Origin of the sequence: Aurantibacter sp. (assembly GCF_039941195.1) — a bacterium.
GTDB lineage: Bacteria > Bacteroidota > Bacteroidia > Flavobacteriales > Flavobacteriaceae > Aurantibacter_A.
In genome coordinates this window covers 17437-36828 of sequence record NZ_JBDVFA010000011.1, presented here as the reverse complement: position 1 = coordinate 36828, position 19392 = coordinate 17437, and the positions used below count along the sequence as shown (strand labels likewise).

General features: G+C 33.6%; 20 protein-coding genes and 1 pseudogene. 16 read left to right on the top strand and 5 right to left on the bottom strand.

The annotated features are described in order from the left end of the window. The 4 genes and pseudogenes from ABJF52_RS01755 to ABJF52_RS01740 all read left to right on the top strand — a co-directional run. Nucleotides 1–536, top strand: a pseudogene (locus ABJF52_RS01755) (TonB-dependent receptor); the annotation flags it as partial. 10 nt (nt 537–546) lie between these two features. After that, the gene (locus ABJF52_RS01750) at nt 547–1968 is read left to right on the top strand and encodes an HmuY family protein (RefSeq protein ID WP_348145405.1); all 1422 of its coding nucleotides are present in this window, start codon (nt 547–549) and stop codon (nt 1966–1968) included. Between the two features lie 81 nt (nt 1969–2049). Continuing rightward, complete coding sequence (locus ABJF52_RS01745) at nt 2050–2250, top strand: hypothetical protein (protein WP_348145402.1); 201 nt, start codon at nt 2050–2052, stop codon at nt 2248–2250. Between the two features lie 206 nt (nt 2251–2456). After that, nucleotides 2457–2963, top strand: coding sequence for a ferritin (locus ABJF52_RS01740; RefSeq protein ID WP_348145400.1), 507 nt, complete (start codon nt 2457–2459; stop codon nt 2961–2963). A 239-nt stretch (nt 2964–3202) separates the two neighbouring features. Here the strand turns inward: ABJF52_RS01740 and ABJF52_RS01735 are convergent, their stop codons facing one another. Further along, a complete protein-coding gene (locus ABJF52_RS01735) occupies nt 3203–3361 on the bottom strand; it encodes a hypothetical protein (protein ID WP_348145397.1) in 159 nt (52 codons plus the stop codon). Nucleotides 3362–3382: 21 nt separating this feature from the next. Next, a complete protein-coding gene (locus ABJF52_RS01730; protein WP_348145395.1) occupies nt 3383–3712 on the bottom strand; it encodes a hypothetical protein in 330 nt (109 codons plus the stop codon). A gap of 505 nt (nt 3713–4217) precedes the next feature. Here ABJF52_RS01730 and ABJF52_RS01725 point away from each other — a divergent pair. The 7 genes from ABJF52_RS01725 to ABJF52_RS01695 all read left to right on the top strand — a co-directional run bounded on the left by ABJF52_RS01725 (nt 4218) and on the right by ABJF52_RS01695 (nt 12120). Beyond that, nucleotides 4218–5492: a ribonucleotide-diphosphate reductase subunit beta gene (locus ABJF52_RS01725; protein WP_348145392.1), complete on the top strand. Its 1275-nt coding sequence runs from the start codon at nt 4218–4220 to the stop codon at nt 5490–5492. Further along, nucleotides 5493–7280 (top strand): ribonucleoside-diphosphate reductase subunit alpha, encoded by a 1788-nt coding sequence (locus tag ABJF52_RS01720; protein WP_348145390.1) that lies wholly within the window; start codon nt 5493–5495, stop codon nt 7278–7280. Nucleotides 7281–7428: 148 nt separating this feature from the next. Beyond that, the gene (locus ABJF52_RS01715; protein WP_348145387.1) at nt 7429–8613 is read left to right on the top strand and encodes a hypothetical protein; all 1185 of its coding nucleotides are present in this window, start codon (nt 7429–7431) and stop codon (nt 8611–8613) included. A gap of 96 nt (nt 8614–8709) precedes the next feature. Next, the gene (locus ABJF52_RS01710) at nt 8710–9246 is read left to right on the top strand and encodes an FMN-binding protein (protein ID WP_348145384.1); all 537 of its coding nucleotides are present in this window, start codon (nt 8710–8712) and stop codon (nt 9244–9246) included. Then, a complete protein-coding gene (locus ABJF52_RS01705) occupies nt 9246–9737 on the top strand; it encodes a hypothetical protein (protein ID WP_348145381.1) in 492 nt (163 codons plus the stop codon). Before ABJF52_RS01710 ends, ABJF52_RS01705 begins: the two co-directional genes overlap by 1 nt. A gap of 74 nt (nt 9738–9811) precedes the next feature. Beyond that, a complete protein-coding gene (guaB, locus tag ABJF52_RS01700) occupies nt 9812–11284 on the top strand; it encodes an IMP dehydrogenase (RefSeq protein WP_348145378.1) in 1473 nt (490 codons plus the stop codon). Nucleotides 11285–11475: 191 nt separating this feature from the next. Continuing rightward, the gene (locus ABJF52_RS01695) at nt 11476–12120 is read left to right on the top strand and encodes a class I SAM-dependent methyltransferase (RefSeq protein ID WP_348145376.1); all 645 of its coding nucleotides are present in this window, start codon (nt 11476–11478) and stop codon (nt 12118–12120) included. Between the two features lie 971 nt (nt 12121–13091). Here ABJF52_RS01695 and ABJF52_RS01690 read toward each other — a convergent pair. Together ABJF52_RS01690 and lysA are read right to left on the bottom strand one after the other, a co-directional pair. Beyond that, nucleotides 13092–13622, bottom strand: coding sequence for a DUF255 domain-containing protein (locus ABJF52_RS01690; protein ID WP_348145373.1), 531 nt, complete (start codon nt 13620–13622; stop codon nt 13092–13094). A 212-nt stretch (nt 13623–13834) separates the two neighbouring features. Further along, nucleotides 13835–15073: a diaminopimelate decarboxylase gene (gene lysA, locus ABJF52_RS01685; RefSeq protein WP_348145370.1), complete on the bottom strand. Its 1239-nt coding sequence runs from the start codon at nt 15071–15073 to the stop codon at nt 13835–13837. A 167-nt stretch (nt 15074–15240) separates the two neighbouring features. On the opposite strand from lysA, the gene ABJF52_RS01680 reads away from it, so the two are divergent. From ABJF52_RS01680 to ABJF52_RS01670, 3 genes are all read left to right on the top strand, one after another. Continuing rightward, nucleotides 15241–15873: an LON peptidase substrate-binding domain-containing protein gene (locus tag ABJF52_RS01680; RefSeq protein ID WP_348145367.1), complete on the top strand. Its 633-nt coding sequence runs from the start codon at nt 15241–15243 to the stop codon at nt 15871–15873. A gap of 94 nt (nt 15874–15967) precedes the next feature. After that, nucleotides 15968–17161, top strand: coding sequence for an ADP-forming succinate--CoA ligase subunit beta (sucC, locus tag ABJF52_RS01675; RefSeq protein ID WP_348145364.1), 1194 nt, complete (start codon nt 15968–15970; stop codon nt 17159–17161). Nucleotides 17162–17469: 308 nt separating this feature from the next. Then, nucleotides 17470–17805, top strand: a complete 336-nt coding sequence (locus ABJF52_RS01670; protein ID WP_348145362.1) for a hypothetical protein — start codon at nt 17470–17472, stop codon at nt 17803–17805. Nucleotides 17806–17854: 49 nt separating this feature from the next. On the opposite strand, the gene ABJF52_RS01665 is transcribed toward ABJF52_RS01670, so the two are convergent. After that, complete coding sequence (locus ABJF52_RS01665; protein WP_348145359.1) at nt 17855–18208, bottom strand: DUF1456 family protein; 354 nt, start codon at nt 18206–18208, stop codon at nt 17855–17857. A 131-nt stretch (nt 18209–18339) separates the two neighbouring features. Between ABJF52_RS01665 and ABJF52_RS01660 the strand changes: the two genes are divergently transcribed. Together ABJF52_RS01660 and ABJF52_RS01655 are read left to right on the top strand one after the other, a co-directional pair. After that, nucleotides 18340–18741 (top strand): TerB family tellurite resistance protein, encoded by a 402-nt coding sequence (locus ABJF52_RS01660; protein ID WP_348145356.1) that lies wholly within the window; start codon nt 18340–18342, stop codon nt 18739–18741. Nucleotides 18742–18875: 134 nt separating this feature from the next. Next, entirely contained in the window at nt 18876–19301 is a 426-nt protein-coding gene (locus tag ABJF52_RS01655) for an Hsp20/alpha crystallin family protein (RefSeq protein ID WP_348145353.1), read from the top strand. Nucleotides 19302–19392 lie beyond the last annotated feature (91 nt).

Genomic DNA, 19392 nt, shown 5'->3' with positions numbered 1-19392 from the left:
TAGTTAATACGAGTCCGCTAGCGTATCAGTTCAATAATATTGACACCTTTAGAACTTGGGGGCTGTCAATAACCAATACCACGTCATATAATAACCTACAATTTAGTGCGGGTCTATCTTTTTCAGGGGAATCAAAAACCTTAGAAAGTCAGATAGATTTCAATGATGATTTTTTATACTCACTACAATTAAATAGTAATATATCGTATAGCATTCCTAAGTGGAATGCAGTTTTTTCTGCTTATTACAAATACACTGGAAAGCAATATCAATTTCAACAAATACAGAATGATGACGGTGATGTTGTTTTTTTTCGAGGCGAACAAGACCAGTACAGTTGGCTTGATGCTACCATTAAAAAATCTTTTTTTGACAAGACGTTTCAGGTAACCCTTGGTGCTAGAAACCTATTAAATGTTACCCGTGTAAATACTATATCTGCTGGTGGTGCAGTGCATTCAGCGCAGTCGAGCAATATATTGCTCGGGTATGGTCGCTCATATTTTCTAAAACTTTTATATAATCTTAATTTTTAAATCAAATCCAATGAAAAAAACAATCAAACTAATACCAATTTTATTTTTACTTGTACTCGCTGCTTGTAGTTCAGATGACAATACTGTAGTGCCTGAAGAATTCGTAGTGGCTTTTGAAAACCCATCAGTTAGTTTTAATGCAACTGAAAGTGAAAAAGAAATAAATTTAATTTTTTCAACTGTAGCTCCAGAAGACGGTACAATAAGTATTTCATTTACGGGGACAAATGCTGTTTATGGTTCATCAGAAGACTTTGTTACTGATCCAGCGGCAGATAATGGTGTTATATCTATTTCGGTAGCAAGTGGCGCTACGAGTGCCTCATTTAGTTTTACCAAATTAAAAGACGCTATAGAAGGTATGGAGAAGAGTATAGATTTTAGTATTGCTACTGTAAACGTTGGAGGTGGTATTACAAGTGGTAATACAACAATGCAAGTTGCCTTCGCAGAGACTGCTGCTCTTGGCGGTAATATAGAGTCAGAAGTTGGAGGGCCTAACGAACCCAATCAGGTTTATGTTGACTTAAGTGGACAAAACCAAACTTCAGTAAATCGTGAAAGCTGGGATCTTGCTTTTTATAATGGAGATTCTTTTAGAGTTGCAATTAATGGTTCTGTTTTTATGGCAGTTTCGGAATTAGATGCAGTTGATATTGATGCAGTTGATGCAGCAAGTGTTGCGGATTTACAACCAACCGTAGCTGTTGGAACTTTTGATGCTGCAAATACTGTTTTTGTCGATAGTCCAGATGGCGTGATTACCGGAACAGCTATCGCTGAGATTTCTGAAACAGACTCTGAAAATAAAGTTTATTTAGTGAATTTGGGTTCTGAAATAGGAACAGAAACACCTGAAAATGGAAGTGTTGCAGTGTCTGGCGAATCTCGAGGTTGGATGAAAATTCGGGTATTAAGAAATGAAACGGATTATACCTTACAATATGCGGGTCTCGACGAAACAACACATTCCGAAGTAACGATAGCAAAAGATGCTGCGTATAATTTTCAGTTTTTTAGTCTTATGACTGAAAATGAAATCGTGGTAGAACCTATAAAAGATAAATGGGATTTAAATTTTACGGTTTTTACTAATGAAATAGAAGGTTATGGTTCGTATGGTTATTCAGATTTTGTAACAACTAATTCTAAAGCGGGTACTATGGCTTATATGGTTGAGGTGGAAACATTAGCGTATGCCGATTTTGAATTGTCTAATGTAGATGAAAGTTTATTTGAAGATGATCAACGTGTTATCGGCAGTAATTGGAGAAATGGTGGAGGGCCAGGTTCGCTGCCATCTTTAAAAGAAGATGTTTACTTTATTTTAAAGGATTCTGATGGAAACACATACAAATTGAAGTTTACAGCACTGGTTAACGAAAGTGGAGTTAGAGGCTACCCTGCATTTGAATATACCTTATTACAGTAATAAGCATTTAATGAGTTTGAGTTTGAGTTAATTTTGAAACCGAGCATCTTTCGGGGTGCTTGGTTTTTTTAAAAACAGGTTATGGAATTATTATATAGAAACGAATACGGAGCAACATATAAGGTAGTAAATAGTGCTAATCCAGCTTGCGTGGTGCAATTAATTGTTGATTCTGTTGGCTTGTATTTATCTAAAAATGATCTTGATTATTTAATGAATATAGTGCTGAAATCAAATGAGCCGTGTAGTTGTGATGATTGTGGTGGTAATAAATGCAATTAAATATGGTGTTCTAATCCGCTAGTAGATATATGCTTAAAAGTTAATGAACCAGTTTTACACTTAATGGAGGATTTGATTAAAGGAACTCAATTTATGCTTAATATGGATGATACGTTGGATGAATTTCGTCTAAACACTTAAAATTTTTGAGCCTATAATTTGAATACATCCTAAAGCTGATTAACTTCGTTAAAAATTAAAAACCTATGAACTCATCAATAGAGAAGTTATTAAATGATCAAGTGAAGTACGAAGCAAATGCATCTATGCATTATTTAGCAATGGCTTCTTGGGCCGATGCTAATGGTTATAATGGTATTGCTGAATTCTTTTACAAGCAATCTGAAGAAGAGCGCGTGCATATGATTAAATTGGTGAAATTTATTAATGAACGCAGTGGTAAAGTACTTGTGCCTGCATTAGAGCAGCCAGCACCAGAATATGAATCACTAAATGCGCTTTTTGAGGTTTTTCTAAAAAGCGAAATGTTCGTTACGGAGCAAATTAACCACGTAATTTTCGAATGTTTAGATAAAAAGGATTACAACGTACATAATTTTATGCAATGGTATGTTACTGAACAATTGGAAGAAGAAGCGGTTGCACGTACCTTATTAGATAAACTAAACATAATTGGTGATGATAAATCCGGCCATTATATGTTCGATAGAGATATTAATGCTATTGTTAGTACAGTTGATGTGCCTGAATAAGAATTAATTATTATAAAATTATAAAAGATTCCGTTTTTTGGAATCTTTTTTTTTTGTAGGTTTGTTATTATTTAGATTTAATAAAAATAATGAGCCCAGTAATTTTAATGAGTCCTTGTGTTATGGTTTCCGCGGATTGTGGCGGTTGCTCGGGCGATAAAAAGAAAAAGTGCTGTAAGAAGTATAAGAAAAAAGGCAAAACAAATTGTAGTCGTTGCCCTAAATTGTAGTCTTACTGTTTAATCCCACCACCCTTTTTGATTTCTAATATATACGATTTGTCCGGTATGATAGGCATTATGGGAGCACATGTTTGCTATTTCTGAACTCCAATCTGAAAGTTCTATCGCTGTAGCTGATTTTACCAAATAAATCCATTCTGATTGAATGCTGTCCAATGTTTTAACAACGGTTATCCATTATTCTTTATTAGGTTTTTTAAAAGTACTGTTATTGTCATAGTTAAAACTAGGTAACGAATCTCCTTTAAAAGCAGTTAAATCTCTTTGATTCCAAAAAATTAGATGAGAAACTAATTCGGAAATTGAATGGTCTGTTTTTTTATTTTTCCAATTAGCTTGTCTTACAGTTAAGTTCTGTATAGCCTTACTTGAAGGAACAAACCAACTTTGATTATTGTGCGTATTTTCTAATTGTTCAAGAAGAATGGATTTCACGGTAGGTTTATTTTTCTGACTTAGACAAGTATGAGCTACTGTAAATAGGAATAGAACAAGAACAGTTTTCATGTGAAAAGTTTAAATGAAAAATTTGATTAAAAATATTACAATAACAAACTTCTTATTTTATTCAGTTTTGTAAAGTCTTTTTTAAATGTATACATTTTTATTTAGGAAAGTGATTTGTTTTCATAATTATAAAATTCAATTATGTAAAAGACGATTCTACTATTTTGCTTTAAGATTTTCATTTCTATTTTTTAAATAAAAAGGAACATTTTTTTCATTTTTTTTACTGCATTGAGAATCAAAGATTTGTTGTTCAAAATGGATATGAAAATATTGGATTTTTTTTTATTTTTAAAAGGATAAAAATATTCTTCATTTTATTTTGGTTCTCTGAAAATGATATAAACAACTGATAATCATGTGTTAATTTATGATTATCTCGTGTGCAACTTTACTATGTTAATAAACATGTGGAAAACCCAACGTATGTTAAGGAAAAGTAAAGGGAATAAAAATTGAACTTTACAGCACGCTAAGAAGACCATTAATAATTCGATTTAATTCCATGGAAATTACCCACCTCATCAAGAGGGATTTCACAAAGAAACCCTTTCAGTTGCATAAAATTACTGACGCCGTTTTAAAAGCTATGACAGCTGTAGAACATGGCGGATTTGCCGATGCAACACGTATATCAGACAATGTATATACATCGCTTTTAGAACGAAAAGCTTTAGATGAAAACTATGTGCCAACTGTTGAGGAGGTGCAAGATTTTGTTGAGAATAAATTAATGGAAGGTGGCTTTTTTGATGTTGCCAAAGGATACATTCTTTACAGAAATGAACAAGCCTTAAAAAGGAAAACGAATATTTTTGAAAAGCGTATTAATTTAAAACCTTACGAGTATCCAGAATTGTACGAATACGTTCCAGCAATTCGTCATTCATATTGGATACATTCAGAATTCAATTTCACAAGTGATATTCAAGATTTCAAAACACGTTTGGATGATACCGAGCGAAGTGCAATAAAAAACACAATGTTGGCTATTTCACAAATTGAAGTAGCGGTTAAAAGTTTTTGGGGCGACATATATCATAAAATGCCAAAACCAGAAATAGGATCGGTAGGCGCAACATTTGCAGAAAGTGAAGTCAGACATGCGGATGCATATTCTCATTTGCTCGAAATTTTAGGTTTAAATGCTGAATTCAAAAAACTGAAGAAAAAACCAGTAATAATGAAACGTGTACAGTATTTGGAAACTGCACTGAAGAATGCTAAGAGTGAGGATAATAAAGAGTATGCAGAATCTATTCTATTGTTTTCTCTTTTTATAGAGCATGTATCATTGTTTTCACAATTCCTAATTATAATGGCATTCAATAAGCATAAGAATATGCTTAAAGGTGTTTCTAATGTAGTAGAGGCTACTTCTAAGGAGGAACAAATACATGGAGATTTTGGTATCGATATCATTAAAATTATTAAGAATGAAAATCCTGAATGGTTTGATGCAGCACATGAATCTGCAATTCAGAAAATGTGCGAAGATGCCTTTGCATCTGAAAGCGCAATTGTAGATTGGATTTTTGAAAAAGGTGAATTAGAATTTTTACCAAAAGACGTGGTAAATGAATTTATTAAAAACCGATTCAATAGCTCACTTGAGAGTATCGGAATTGAAAAAATATTTGAAGTAGACGAAACATTATTGGCGCAAACTGAATGGTTTGATGATGAAATCATTGGCACTAAACATGGCGACTTCTTCGTAAAACGATCTATAAACTATAGTAAAAGAACACAAAGTATAACCAGCGACGATCTTTTTTAAATGAACGAATTAAACACTACCCAGGAAACACAAACAACTAACATTTCGGACACTGATCAGCTTGTAAAAGCTAGAAAAGAAACCTTAAAAAAACACAAAGAAAATAATGACTCCGGTTTTGAATGGTTAACCGAACACAGTCGCAGCTTTTTAAATTCCGGTTATTTAACTGAAGGCGTAACTGCCGAGCAACGTATACGTGAAATAGCAGATAGAGCAGAACAACTTTTAGATATGCCTGGCTTTTCAGATAAGTTTTATGGCTATATGTCAGAGGGCTTTTTCTCATTAGCATCACCGGTGTGGTCTAATTTTGGCAAGGAAAGAGGTTTGCCAATTAGTTGCTTTGGTTCTCATATAGATGATGATATGGGTAATATTTTATATACCCAATCAGAAGTAGGAATGATGTCAAAATTAGGAGGTGGTACTTCTGGTTACTTCGGTAAAATAAGACATCGTGGTGCAGACGTTAAGAATAACGGCCAGGCATCAGGAGCTGTACATATTATGCAGCTTTTTGAATCTATGGTAGACGTGGTAAGTCAAGGTTCAGTGCGTCGTGGTCGATTTTCTCCATACTTACCAGTAGAGCATCCAGACATAGAAGAATTTTTAGAAATAGGTACAGAAGGTAATCCAATTCAAGAATTAACTCATGGTGTTACCGTGACCAATCAATGGATGGAAGAAATGATAGCTGGTGATACAGCTAAACGTTCTATATGGGCTAAAGTATTACAAAGAAGAGGTGAAATGGGCTATCCATATATCTTTTTTAAGGATAATGCAAATAACGGAGCGGCAGATGTATATAAAGACAAACAATTACCGATATATGCAAGTAACCTTTGTACGGAAATTATGTTGCCTTCTAATGATGATTGGTCTTTTGTATGTGTATTATCTTCAGTAAACGTTTTACACTACGATAAATGGAAAGATACTGATGCTGTTGAAACAATGGTTTATTTCTTAGATGCTGTAATAACAGAATTCTTGGAGAAACTTGAAGCGTATCGTGATTCTGATAGTAGAGAGGATCGTCAAACTTTCCTTTTTATGGAACGTGCTTATAATTTTGCAAAAGAAAACCGATCATTAGGTTTAGGAGTTTTGGGTTGGCATTCATTATTACAGTCTAGAATGCTTCCTTTTAATAGTCAAGAAGCATTCAATTTGAATAGCGAGATTTTTAGAATAATCAAACAGAAATCATACAAAGCTTCTGAGGAATTGGCTGATAAATTTGGTGAAACGAAAGTTCTTGAAGGTTATGGAAGACGTAATGCAACATTAAATGCAGTAGCGCCAACGACATCTTCGGCTTTTATTTTAGGTCAAGTATCACAGGGTATTGAGCCAATTTGGTCAAATATTTATGTGAAGGATATTGCTAAAATTAAGACTACAATTAAAAACCCATTCTTGGTAGAATTATTAGAAGAAAAAGGACAGAATGTTACTGAAGTTTGGCGAAGCATTCGTGAGCGTGATGGTTCTGTGCAGCATTTGGAATTTTTATCTGATTTAGAAAAGGATGTTTTTAAAACATATTCTGAAATTGATCAGATGGATATTATCTATCAAGCTGCAAACCGTCAAAATCATATTGATCAAGGACAATCGGTAAATATTATTGTTCACCCAGATATGCCAGTGAAGGAAATCAATAAGATTCATGTTACAGCATGGAAATTAGGTTTAAAGTCGCTGTACTATCAACATAGTATGAATGCTGCACAGAAATTTAAGCAAAAGAAAGATTGTGCTAGCTGCGAGGCATAATTAAATTAAAATAATAGTTATTAAAATCACCTTCATAATTGAAGGTGATTTTTTTTACGGCCTTAAACTTATTTAGATTTATTAAAAATAATTTTTATTAACACAATTTTGACCTTATTTTTGCGGGGTAAAATAAATAATGAGGGCAATGGCAAAAAAATTACAACTTCTAACTGCTATTTTCATATGTACTGTGTATTTCGGTTTTTCTCAAACCCAAACCGATTCAATTACATTTATTCCACAATCGCAATTAAATGCAGCACAGCGGATTTTATCAGGTAATTATGGTTCTGCAGTTACCGTAAGCGCCTATGCAGAAATGCTTTACAATCAACCGGAAGGAGATAATGGGGAGCTGGATGTGCAAAGAATGGTTTTGCTTTTTGGTTATCGATTTAATGATAAAACCCAATTTGTTACAGAAGTAGAATTGGAACACGTTAATGAAGTTTTTATAGAACAGGCTTTTGTTAATTACAATGTTGGAAATAACATAAGTTTACGTGGCGGGTTAATGTTAGTGCCAATGGGTATTGTTAATGAGTTTCATGAACCTACCACATTTAACGGAACAGAAAGACCGGCAATGGATAATGTAATTGTTCCCACAACATGGCGTGAGTTAGGTATCGGTGCATCGGGCAGGTTTAATGAAATTTCGATTGGTTACCAGGTGTATGTATTTAATGGGTTTAAATCTACTGAAGCAGATGGTGCCGGGGGTATCTCAGGATTTTTAAGAGGTTCAAATGGGTTGCGAGGTGGTCGACAAAAAGGAATACAATCAACAATTAGCAGCCCTACATTATCTACAAAATTTGATTATTATGGAATTCCAGGTTTGCGTATCGGACTTTCTGGGTACTTCGGAAAAACTCAAGCTACAGATGAAGTTGAAGATATTGAAGGTGCCAATATCGGTATTAGTATGATTGGCTTAGATGCACGCTATGCGTACCAAAGATTTACAGCCAGAGGTCAATTTATACATGCATCTTTATCCGATACAGATAAATACAATACCCTAACTGGACAAGATTTGGGTAGTGCACTCCAAGGTTTTTATGTTGAAGGTGCATACAATCTTTTAGGATTAGAGAAAAAACAAAGGCTATTTGCTTTTACACGGTTCGAAAAATTTAACACGCATGCCGATACAGATGGTACTTTAGTTGCAAATGAGGCCTACGACCGTACAGATGTAACAACGGGTTTAAATTATCATATAGCACCAGGAGTAGTGGTTAAAGCGGATTATCAATTTCGTTCAAATGCTTCGGAATCGGACACTAAGGATAGGTTGAATTTTGGAATTGGCGTATGGTTTTAAGGCATTCTTGCATTGCGTTAAAATAAAGTAGTTCAATTTTTATCGAAAAAACATTTTCTTTTATTAAGATTAATTCCAAATAGTTATATTTGCCTGATGCGAATACAAAAGACCACATATAGTATCCTATTTGTAGTATCTTTTTTGCTGCTCGGCTTTGGACTTCCAAAGAAAATAGAGAAAAAGGTAGTTAAGGAAGTTGAAAAAACTTTTGAGGTTTCCAATTTTTCGTTCCAATCAATTGTAGTGGATAGTGAATTAAATGTGCAATTACCAGCTAAAGTAACAGCGCAAAATTTTAATGCGATTTATAAAAACGATGAACTTTTAGGTTATGTTTTTGTAGATCAAGCACCAAGCAAAACTGCTAAATTTGATTATTTGGTGCTTTTTAATAATAAACTTGAAATAGTTCACTCTAAGATATTAATTTATCGTGAAGAATACGGTGGTGAAATAGGAAGTAAGCGATGGTTGAAACAATTTTTCGGCAAAACAGGGTCAGACCGGGTAGACTATGAAACGAACATCGATGGAATTTCTGGAGCAACTATTTCTGTGCGCTCCATGACGATTGCAATGGACAATTTATTGCAATCAATTGGAATATTACAAGAAAATAAAATTCTATAATGCAGTTTAACGGATTACTGCAGACTTTCCCAAAAGAAATTAAAATTTTCATAGCATGTTTTGTAGTTGTGCTTTCTATAGGTTTTTTTACTGGACTTTTATTTATTTTGGAAACAGATAGTAATAGTCCTGCAGGCATTGAAGAGAATTATTTGGGTAACGAAGACGATGAGGAAGCTGCTGAAATGAAATTTAAAAAAAGCGATAGACAAATGCTAACCATTGTGCATACGCACATTCTTTCAATGTCTTTAATTTTCTTTCTTCTTGGGGGATTGGTTTGGATAACCAAAGGGTCTAAAAAATTAAAGCTTTTTTTAACGATTGAGCCATTTCTATCCGTAATCCTAACTTTTGGTGGTATTTATTTAGTTTGGACTGGTGTTTTATGGATGAAGTATGTAGTGATTTGTTCAGGAATTTTAATGACACTAACTTTTACAGCTTCCGCACTCCTAATTTTATCACAAACGTTAAGAAAACAACAATAGTTAATAGATTCGGTCCTAGTGTAAATTCTGGCACAAAAAACCTTATATTTGCACGCAATTAATCTGTAATTGCCATGAACGCCCACCAACACAAAATTTTAGGAGAAGGTCTTACATACGACGACGTATTATTAGTCCCAGCTTATTCAGAAGTACTTCCGAGAGAAGTTGATATCAAAACAAAATTCACGCGTAACATAACAATCAATGTTCCTGTTGTTTCTGCTGCAATGGACACGGTTACCGAATCTCAAATGGCAATTGCCATGGCTCAAGAGGGAGGAATTGGTGTTTTGCATAAGAACATGAGTATTGAGCAACAGGCGATGAAAGTTCGTAAGGTTAAGCGTGCTGAAAGTGGGATGATTATAGATCCGGTAACTTTACCGTTAGAATCAAAAGTGAAGGATGCAAAAGCGGCAATGAAAGAATTTAGCATTGGAGGTATCCCTATTGTTGATGAATCAGGTAAACTAATTGGTATCGTTACCAATCGCGATTTACGTTTTGAAAAAAATAATGAGCGACCACTTGCTGAGGTAATGACCTCAAAGAATTTGGTAACTACTAGTGAAGGCACTTCTTTAGCACAGGCAGAAGATATTTTACAAGAGAGTAAAATTGAAAAACTGCCAGTAGTAGATGAAAATTATAAACTTATAGGTTTAATTACTTTTAGAGATATCACCAAGCTTACCCAAAAGCCAATTGCAAATAAAGATAGCTTTGGTCGGTTGCGTGTTGCTGCTGCCATTGGCGTTACCGGTGATGCTGTTTCAAGAGCAGAAGCGTTGGTAAATGCCGGTGTGGATGCTGTAATTATAGATACGGCACATGGACATACCAAAGGGGTGGTAAATGTTTTGAAAGAAGTGAAAACGAAATTTCCAGAACTGGATGTTGTTGTAGGAAATATTGCTACAGGTGCAGCTGCTAAGTATTTGGTAGAAGCAGGAGCAGATGCGGTAAAAGTAGGTATTGGACCAGGATCAATTTGTACAACCCGTGTTGTCGCTGGGGTAGGGTTCCCACAGTTTTCAGCCGTTTTAGAGGTCGCTGCTGCTTTAAAAGGCACAGGTGTTCCCGTTATTGCAGATGGCGGAATTCGATATACTGGTGATATTCCTAAGGCGATTGCAGCTGGCGCAGATACGGTTATGTTAGGTTCGCTTTTAGCGGGTACTCAAGAATCACCTGGGGAAACAATAATCTACGAAGGAAGGAAGTTTAAATCGTATCGTGGAATGGGATCTGTAGAGGCTATGAAGCAAGGAAGTAAAGATCGTTATTTTCAGGATGTAGAGGATGATATTAAAAAGTTAGTTCCTGAAGGAATTGTAGGTCGAGTGCCTTACAAAGGGAAATTATACGAAAGTATTCATCAATTTGTGGGAGGTTTGCGAGCAGGTATGGGTTATTGCGGTGCAAAGGATATTCAAACATTAAAAGATGAAGGACGTTTTGTTAAAATCACAGCTAGCGGTATTAATGAAAGTCACCCTCATGATGTTACCATAACTAAAGAGTCTCCAAACTATAGCAGGTAATAAAGCTTTTAATAGGTCCTATAAATATTTTCCAATAAAAGATAACTTCGTTTTTAGTTTTTATCCGCATAGGTGCGTAAGGACAATAAAGTTTTTATGCCAAATATTGCGTCTGAAAAAAAATATAGTATTTTTGGACGAACTGGTTGATTAGTCCGTATCTATGGCTTTTTTACATGTTAAAAATCCATATGGACTACGATAATAAAGCTAACGATTATTACAAACATATAAGGCCGGAAATGTTGGCGTACTTGCCAAAAGGGTGCAAAACACTATTAGATATAGGTTGTGGTGAAGGTGCTTTTGCAGCATACATTAAGAAGAAAGAAAATTTAGAAGCCTGGGGTATTGAGTTGATGGAAGACCCTGCTAAAGAGGCTGAAAAAAGATTAGATAAAGTTTTCGTAGGCCCTTGTGAAAATTTTATTGAAGAACTACCCGATAATTATTTCGATGCTATTTATTGTAATGATGTGTTAGAGCATTTAGTTGACCCTTATATGGTGTTGACAATTCTTAAAAAGAAATTATCATTAAGTGGAGTGATTATAAGTTCAATTCCTAACATTCGTTATCACGATGCTTTTAATAAAATAATTCTACAAAAAAAATTCGAATACGAGGGGCACGGTATTTTTGATAAAACCCATTTACGATTTTTCACCAAAAGTAGTATCGCGAACATGTATCGGGACCAAGGATTTCAAATTATTAGTCACGAGGGTATAAACCGAACGCGCTCCTTAAAGCCATATCTGTATAACATTCCTTTTTTCTTTACTGCGATGGATATGTTTTATTTACAATATGCAACTGTAGCAAAAAGAGCATGATTTTATCTTTTTGAAACTCCAAAATGTAACCCGGTTGACAATTTTATATTTCCCAATTAATTCGTGAGGTTTTAAATAGTGGCGCATTTGTATTTCTTTTTTTATCACGAATAAGTAGTACTAATACATATTTTATTTTTAGAAAAATCAATTGATTACTATTCATTTTAGTACGATTTCTACTAAAAATGAACATAAAAGTATTTAATAAAGCTCCGCGCAATCAGTTAAAGATCTACATGAAGTCGGTTACGATAAAAGAATACAGATCAGATCCTTGGTGTACAAAACAGAAATTTTAATCTTTTTTAATGCAATACAATTAGTTTTTATTCAATAATCCGATTATAATTTGCAGATATATTAAAGATCAACTTTAACCCATAGGTTCTAATAAAATAAAGATCAGATCTTTACTTGCACTCTTACCTTTACACCTATAACTATTTGTAAAAAGCAGTATAATTAGTTGAAATAGAAGGTATTAATAAAGGGCTTTTGATGATAAAAAAAAGCAATATTTCTTTCAATAAAAGAAAAGTGCTATAACAACAGCATAGGTATGATCTTTAGATCTACAATAGTCTAATTAACAATCACAAAAACTAAAGATAAAGGGATTCATAATGGCTTGTAAGATATGTATTACAAGCGGTTAAAGATCAGCATTAACATAGAAATTTTAATTTCATGAAAACCAGAAAGTTAGTTTAAAATTCCAACAATACGGGGTATGTTAGGGCTAAATAGTTATTACATTTTAAGATGAATGTAATGGGAAGAAAAACTTATATACATGCGTTTGTATACAACAAAAACAACTTAAGTATGAAAAAAAGACTATTGTAAAAATATAATTATACTCGGAAATAGAAGTAATTAAGTTCACTCAAATGATTGAATCTCCCCGCTAAAGCGATCAAAGATCAACATTAATTCAATTATATAAAAAACTGATTATTAAGAAGTTATTACTTGCTTTGGGTGTACTCCTTCCAGTCCTTGCTCTTGTAAATATTCTCGCCAAAGTACTTCGCGATATCTAAAAAGGGTTTTGGTTTTTGATAACCCGGTACGGGCGAAAGCATATTCATTTCTTCATCTAAAAAAACTGTAGTCGGATAGCTCATTTTACCCTGCATTAGCGCAGCCGCGAATTCATGATAGCCATTTCTACCAGAAGGCACAAAATTAAAAGTCTTCCCTTTATACTCAATGGTCTCTTTCCCTTCACCATCTAATTTCACCATGTAATAATTGTCAGACATATACTTGGCTACTTCTTCATTCTGAAAGGTGTCCTTATCCATCTTTTTACACCAGCCACACCAATCTGTATAAATATCAATAAAGACCTTCTTTGGTTTTTTATCAGTAGCAGCTAATTCAGCAGCTTCATTCCAAGTTAACCATTGAACTTCTTGAGCATTAGCATTAAAAGCAAATAATACGAAGGCGATTATGAAAGTTATCCTATTTGTATTTTGTGATAAAATATTCATATACTTTAGTTTATACTGGGCTTAGTCCAATTTCTATACCAAAACTAACGTTTTTTCGTCATGTTTATTTTAAATTTAGAAAGGACCAATTATATATAGAGTTTTAATTGAAGACTTTAGTTTTCCTGATTAATAAATTAAGAGGTTAAGAACCCTATTTGAATTTTTGTTATAAAAAAAGCGACCAACTTAGTTGGCCGCTTTTTAAATTTTTAAACTCCTGCTTTTTCTTTCTTCTTTTCAAATAGATTCTTAACATCTACTTGATTTTTAATAAGATCATCAAAGGTTTCTCGTTCTCTTATAAGGTGCGCTTTTCCTTCGTGCCATAAAACTTCTGGCGGCCGGAACCTTGAATTGTAATTACTAGCCATTGTAAAGCAATAAGCACCTGCATTTTTAAAACATAAAATATCTCCTTCAGAAATCTCATTTATTCTAACATTGTTTCCAAAAGTATCGGTCTCACAAATGTAACCTACAACAGAATAATAGCGTTCGCGACCATTTGAATTCGAAATATTTAAGATAGAATGTTTGGCGCCATATAACATAGGGCGAATTAAATGATTGAAACCAGAATCTATACTGGCAAAAACAGTTGATGTTGTTTGTTTAACGACATTTACCTTCGCAAGAAAATTACCAGCCTCGCTCACTAGAAATTTACCAGGCTCAAAAGCCAGGGTCAAATCTTTGCCATATTCCGTACAGAATTCATTAAAACGCTTGCTTAATTTTTTTCCAAACTCCTCAATATTGGTTTCAATATCTCCGGCTTTGTAAGGCACTTTAAAACCACTTCCAAAATCAATAAAATCTAGATTTTTAAAATTCTTGGCGGTTTCAAAAAGTATTTCCGAAGCATATAAGAAAACATCGATATCAAGAATATCACTACCTGTGTGCATATGAATGCCGTTGATATTCATTTTAGTGACTTCAACAATGCGCAACAAATGCGGAATTTGATGAATACTAATGCCAAATTTTGAATCGATATGCCCAACGGAAATATTTGAATTACCACCAGCCATTACATGTGGATTAATGCGGACACAAACAGGTACATCTGGATGTTTGTTACCGAATTGTTCCAAAATAGACAGATTATCAATATTAATCTGCACACCCAATGCCGAAGCTTCTTCAATCTCTTCTAATGAAACTCCATTTGGTGTAAAAATGATTGATTCAGGTTTAAAACCTGCAAGGAGTCCTAATTTAACCTCTTGAATTGATACTGTATCTAAACCACTTCCCAATGAATTCATTAATTTTAGAATACTCAAATTGGATAAGGCTTTAGCAGCGTAATTTAACCGTACTTGTTTAACATCGTCAAAAGCATTGGTAAGTCTATTAAATTGACTTATAATTTTACCAGAGTCGTAAACGTAAACTGGGTCTCCAAATGTTTGTGCAATTTTTAATAAATCGGCATTCTTCATATTGTGGTAGTATTTATGGCAAATCTAGGTTGTTAAACGCTATTCCGCAAAAAATAATACCAACTACATAAAAAATACAACAAAAAGTTATATTTGTAACAAATAATTAATTTTGAACTTGTAGAGTTGCACTTTGAATCGTATTTTTAAAATCTGAATTATAATAAATGAAATTACCACTATTTCCCTTACAATCGGTTTTCTATCCCGGAGAGACTGTGCCTTTGCATATTTTTGAAGACCGATATAAAGACTTAATAAATGATTGCCGTAAAGAGGCCATAACTTTTGGTATACCAGTGTATATATACGATAGTGTAGCGTATGGTACAGAGGTTCAATTAGTAGAAGTGGTTACTACCTATGAGAGTGGTGCAATGGATGTTACTTGTGTAGCTCGCCAGGCTTTTAAAATAGTATCATTTGAAAGACAAATGCCTAATAAATTATATTCTGGCGGTGAAGTACAATTTCTAGATACAATCAATGATGCCAATGACGTTATGCGTCGTAGGGTGCTTAACAAAATAGAACAGCTTTATGATTTAATGGATGTTCCTTTTACTCCAATTCCTTTAGACAAGTTCAATAGTTACATACTAGCACATAAAATGGGGCTTTCATTTGAGCAGGAGTTTCAATTATTACAATTAGCAAAAGAGAGTGAAAGACTATCTTTTATAAAAGCCCATTTGCTTTCAACCATTGCTGTACTCAAGGAAGTTGGGCGTACTAAAAAGACGATAGAGTTGAATGGACATTTCAAAAATTTTGATCCTTTAGATTTTAAAAATCTATAAATTTCATTCAACTTACATTCCTTTTTAGAACATCATGCTTGTAATTCGGCCATGGTTTCCTATTTTTGCAGGCGAACATATATACCTTTAATCAATGAATCTTCACGAATATCAAGGAAAAGAGATTTTAGCAAGTTTTGGAGTACGTATACAACGTGGTGTTGTAGCACAAAGCGCTAACGAAGCAGTTGAGGCTGCAAAAAAATTAACTGAGGAAACCGGTACAGGTTGGCATGTTATAAAAGCACAAGTACATGCTGGTGGTCGTGGTAAAGGTGGTGGTGTAAAGCTTGCCAAAAACTTGAAAGAAGTTGAAGAGATAGCTGGGCAAATAATCGGGATGAACTTAATTACGCCTCAAACATCTGCAGCGGGGAAAAAAGTGCATCAAGTATTAGTAGCTGAAGATGTGTACTACCCTGGTGATAGTGAAACCAGCGAATTTTATATGTCAGTTTTATTAAATCGTGGTACAGGTCGTAACATGATTATGTATTCTACTGAAGGAGGTATGGATATTGAGGAAGTTGCTGAAAGTACACCTCATTTAATTTTCACAGAAGAAATTGATCCAGCAACTGGTATTTTACCTTTTCAAGCTAGAAAGATTGCTTTTAACTTAGGGCTTTCAGGAACTGCATTTAAGGAAATGACGAAATTCGTTTCAAGTCTATATAAGGCTTATGTAGAAAGTGATTCTAGTATGTTTGAAATCAACCCGGTTTTAAAAACATCAGATGATAAAATAATGGCTGTTGATGCTAAAGTAACCATAGATGATAATGCTTTATTCCGCAGAAAACAATATGCTGAAATGCGTGATTTACGTGAGGAGAACCCAATTGAGGTTGAAGCGGGTGAGGTTGGTTTGAGCTATGTTGATTTAGATGGTAATGTTGGCTGTATGGTTAACGGCGCTGGATTAGCAATGGCTACTATGGATTTAATTAAAATGGCAGGTGGCGAACCAGCAAACTTCTTAGATGTTGGAGGTACTGCAGATGCCAAAAGGGTAGAGGAAGCTTTTAGAATCATTTTAAAAGATCCAAATGTGAAAGCTATTCTTATTAATATCTTTGGTGGTATCGTTCGATGTGATCGTGTAGCACAGGGTGTTGTGGATGCATATAAAAACATGGGAGATGCTATTCAAGTTCCAATTATTGTTAGGTTACAAGGAACAAATGCTGAGTTAGCAAAAGAAATAATTGACAATTCTGGTCTTGCGGTTCATTCTGCAGTTCAGTTTCAAGAAGCTGCCGATAAGGTTAAAGAAGTGTTGGCATAATTCTAAAAAATATAAACTATTTAAAGGCCGTGTTAATTCACGGCCTTTTTTTGTGACTAAATTGTTAGATGTATTATCTTTTGGTTAAGATCAATGAATATGGTTAGTTTGAGCTTTTTATAAACTTATTTTTGAGCTCATATTTATATCAGATGATCTTTAAAATTGTGTTAAAGTAAATAGTAGATGTAACATTTTTATTTTAGTGTCGTCTTTTTAATAGAAGCCAATTTATAAGTTTCTATTCATCATTTCATCAATCAATTATTAATCACTCGATAATCGTCGAGGTAAAAAAACAAAAAGTCATGAGAAAATTAAGTTTAGTTATGGTAGCTGCAATGTTACTATTCACAGGTAGCATTTTTGCAAACGAGGTAAAAAGCAATGACCCTTCAAAAAGTTTAACAGAGCAGATTACTGAAATTTTAAAGGACAATGAACTAAGCGAGTACGTTGTAAATCAATCTGCACAAGTTCGTTTCACTTTAAATAACGAAGGTGAAATAGTGGTAATGTCTGTAGATACCAAAAATGACAAGCTTGAGTCGTTTGTAAAAGCGCGATTGAATTATAAGAAAGTAGAATTAAATGAAATTAAAGAAGGTAAATTGTATACTGTTGCAATTCGCATAGAGGAATAGGTATTAATTTCTTCAATTCTAAAAATCCTAATTGAAAATTAATTTTCAGTTAGGATTTTTTCTTGTTTTTATACTTTACATAACTGAGGTCTGCTTGTTTTTTAGGCTTTGGTTTAATTTGAATTTGTTTGGGTTTGTTTTGTGTTTTCATTTTTAATAAAACTTCACCTGGAATCAAAGGATTTTCTTTTGTACCACGCAGGTGCAGTACTAATCCATTTAAAAAGTTACGCAAAATCTGATCTCCACATTCTCTATAATTCGGGTGATCCTCGTTTCTGAAAAGCGCACCCAATTCACTTTTAGAAATTTTAAAATCTACCAAACCTAAAATTTCAACAATTTCGTCATCGCGAAGTCGTAACGCAACTCTTAATTTTTTCAACACATCGTTGTTTGTCATAGCCTTTTCTTATTGCGCTTGCAAGGTAAAACATAGTACATGTAATTACCTTGTTTTAAGTGAATTATTTATACGAAAGCCTATTTTTTTCTGTTATTATTATAGTAACTCTCAATCTCAATCTCTTTAATATGAACACCTACGAAGAAAAGCTTAGTATTTTATCAGAAATGATTTCGTTTGCTCGTGTTGATAAAACCATTAAAGACTCTGAGTATAATTTCCTTTTAAGTGTTGCCGAACAATTGGGTGTGAGTCGTGAAACATTCGATTTGTTATTAAAAGAGAGCAGTAAGCATATAATTCCTAAATCTCAAGCGGATCGCATACTTCAATTTCATCGATTAGTCCTTCTAATGAATGTGGATGAAGAGCAAGATGATGTTGAGGTTAGTAGAATACATAATGTTGGCCTAGGAATGGGATTGCCTCCTTCAGCAATACAACAAGTGTTAACTGTTATGCATCAATATCCTAATAAAATTGTGCCACCTAAAGTGCTAATAAACATCTTCAAGGCACATTATAATTAGTTTATCTTTTAGTTAAGTGACAAAATGTCTTTATATTATACGTAACGTATGTCAAAATGACGCATTATCTATCTTGGTATATAATTTGACTTTTAATTACCGCAATTGAAGTTTAATAAATAAAAAAATATATCATGAGCATAGTAAAAAGAAGTCATATGTTATTTCCTGAATTAATGAATGAAATATTAAAACCAGATTGGTTTGGGGGAATAGAAAATTTAAATGCTAAAATGCCACCAGTAAATATCAAGGAAAATGAAAAGAATTTTGAATTGGAGTTAGCTGTACCAGGCAGAAAAAAAGAAGATTTTAAAATTGAAATTGATAGTAATATACTAACAGTATCATCTGAAGTTGAAACTAGTACTGAAAAGGTAGATGAAAACTATTCGAGAAAAGAATTTAGTTTCACCTCATTTAAAAGAGCTTTTACATTACCAGATTCTATAGATGAAGAAAACATAAAAGCGGATTATGAGAACGGAATTTTAATGTTCAGTCTTCCAAAAAAGGAAGAAGCATTACCTAAACCAAAAAGAAATATCTTATTGGATTAATTGTAAGGTTTTACATTTTCATTTTTATGAATAATGTAGAGTTGGTTGGTTGTTTATTAAAGCACCTCTTTTTTAGGGGTGCTTTTTTTAT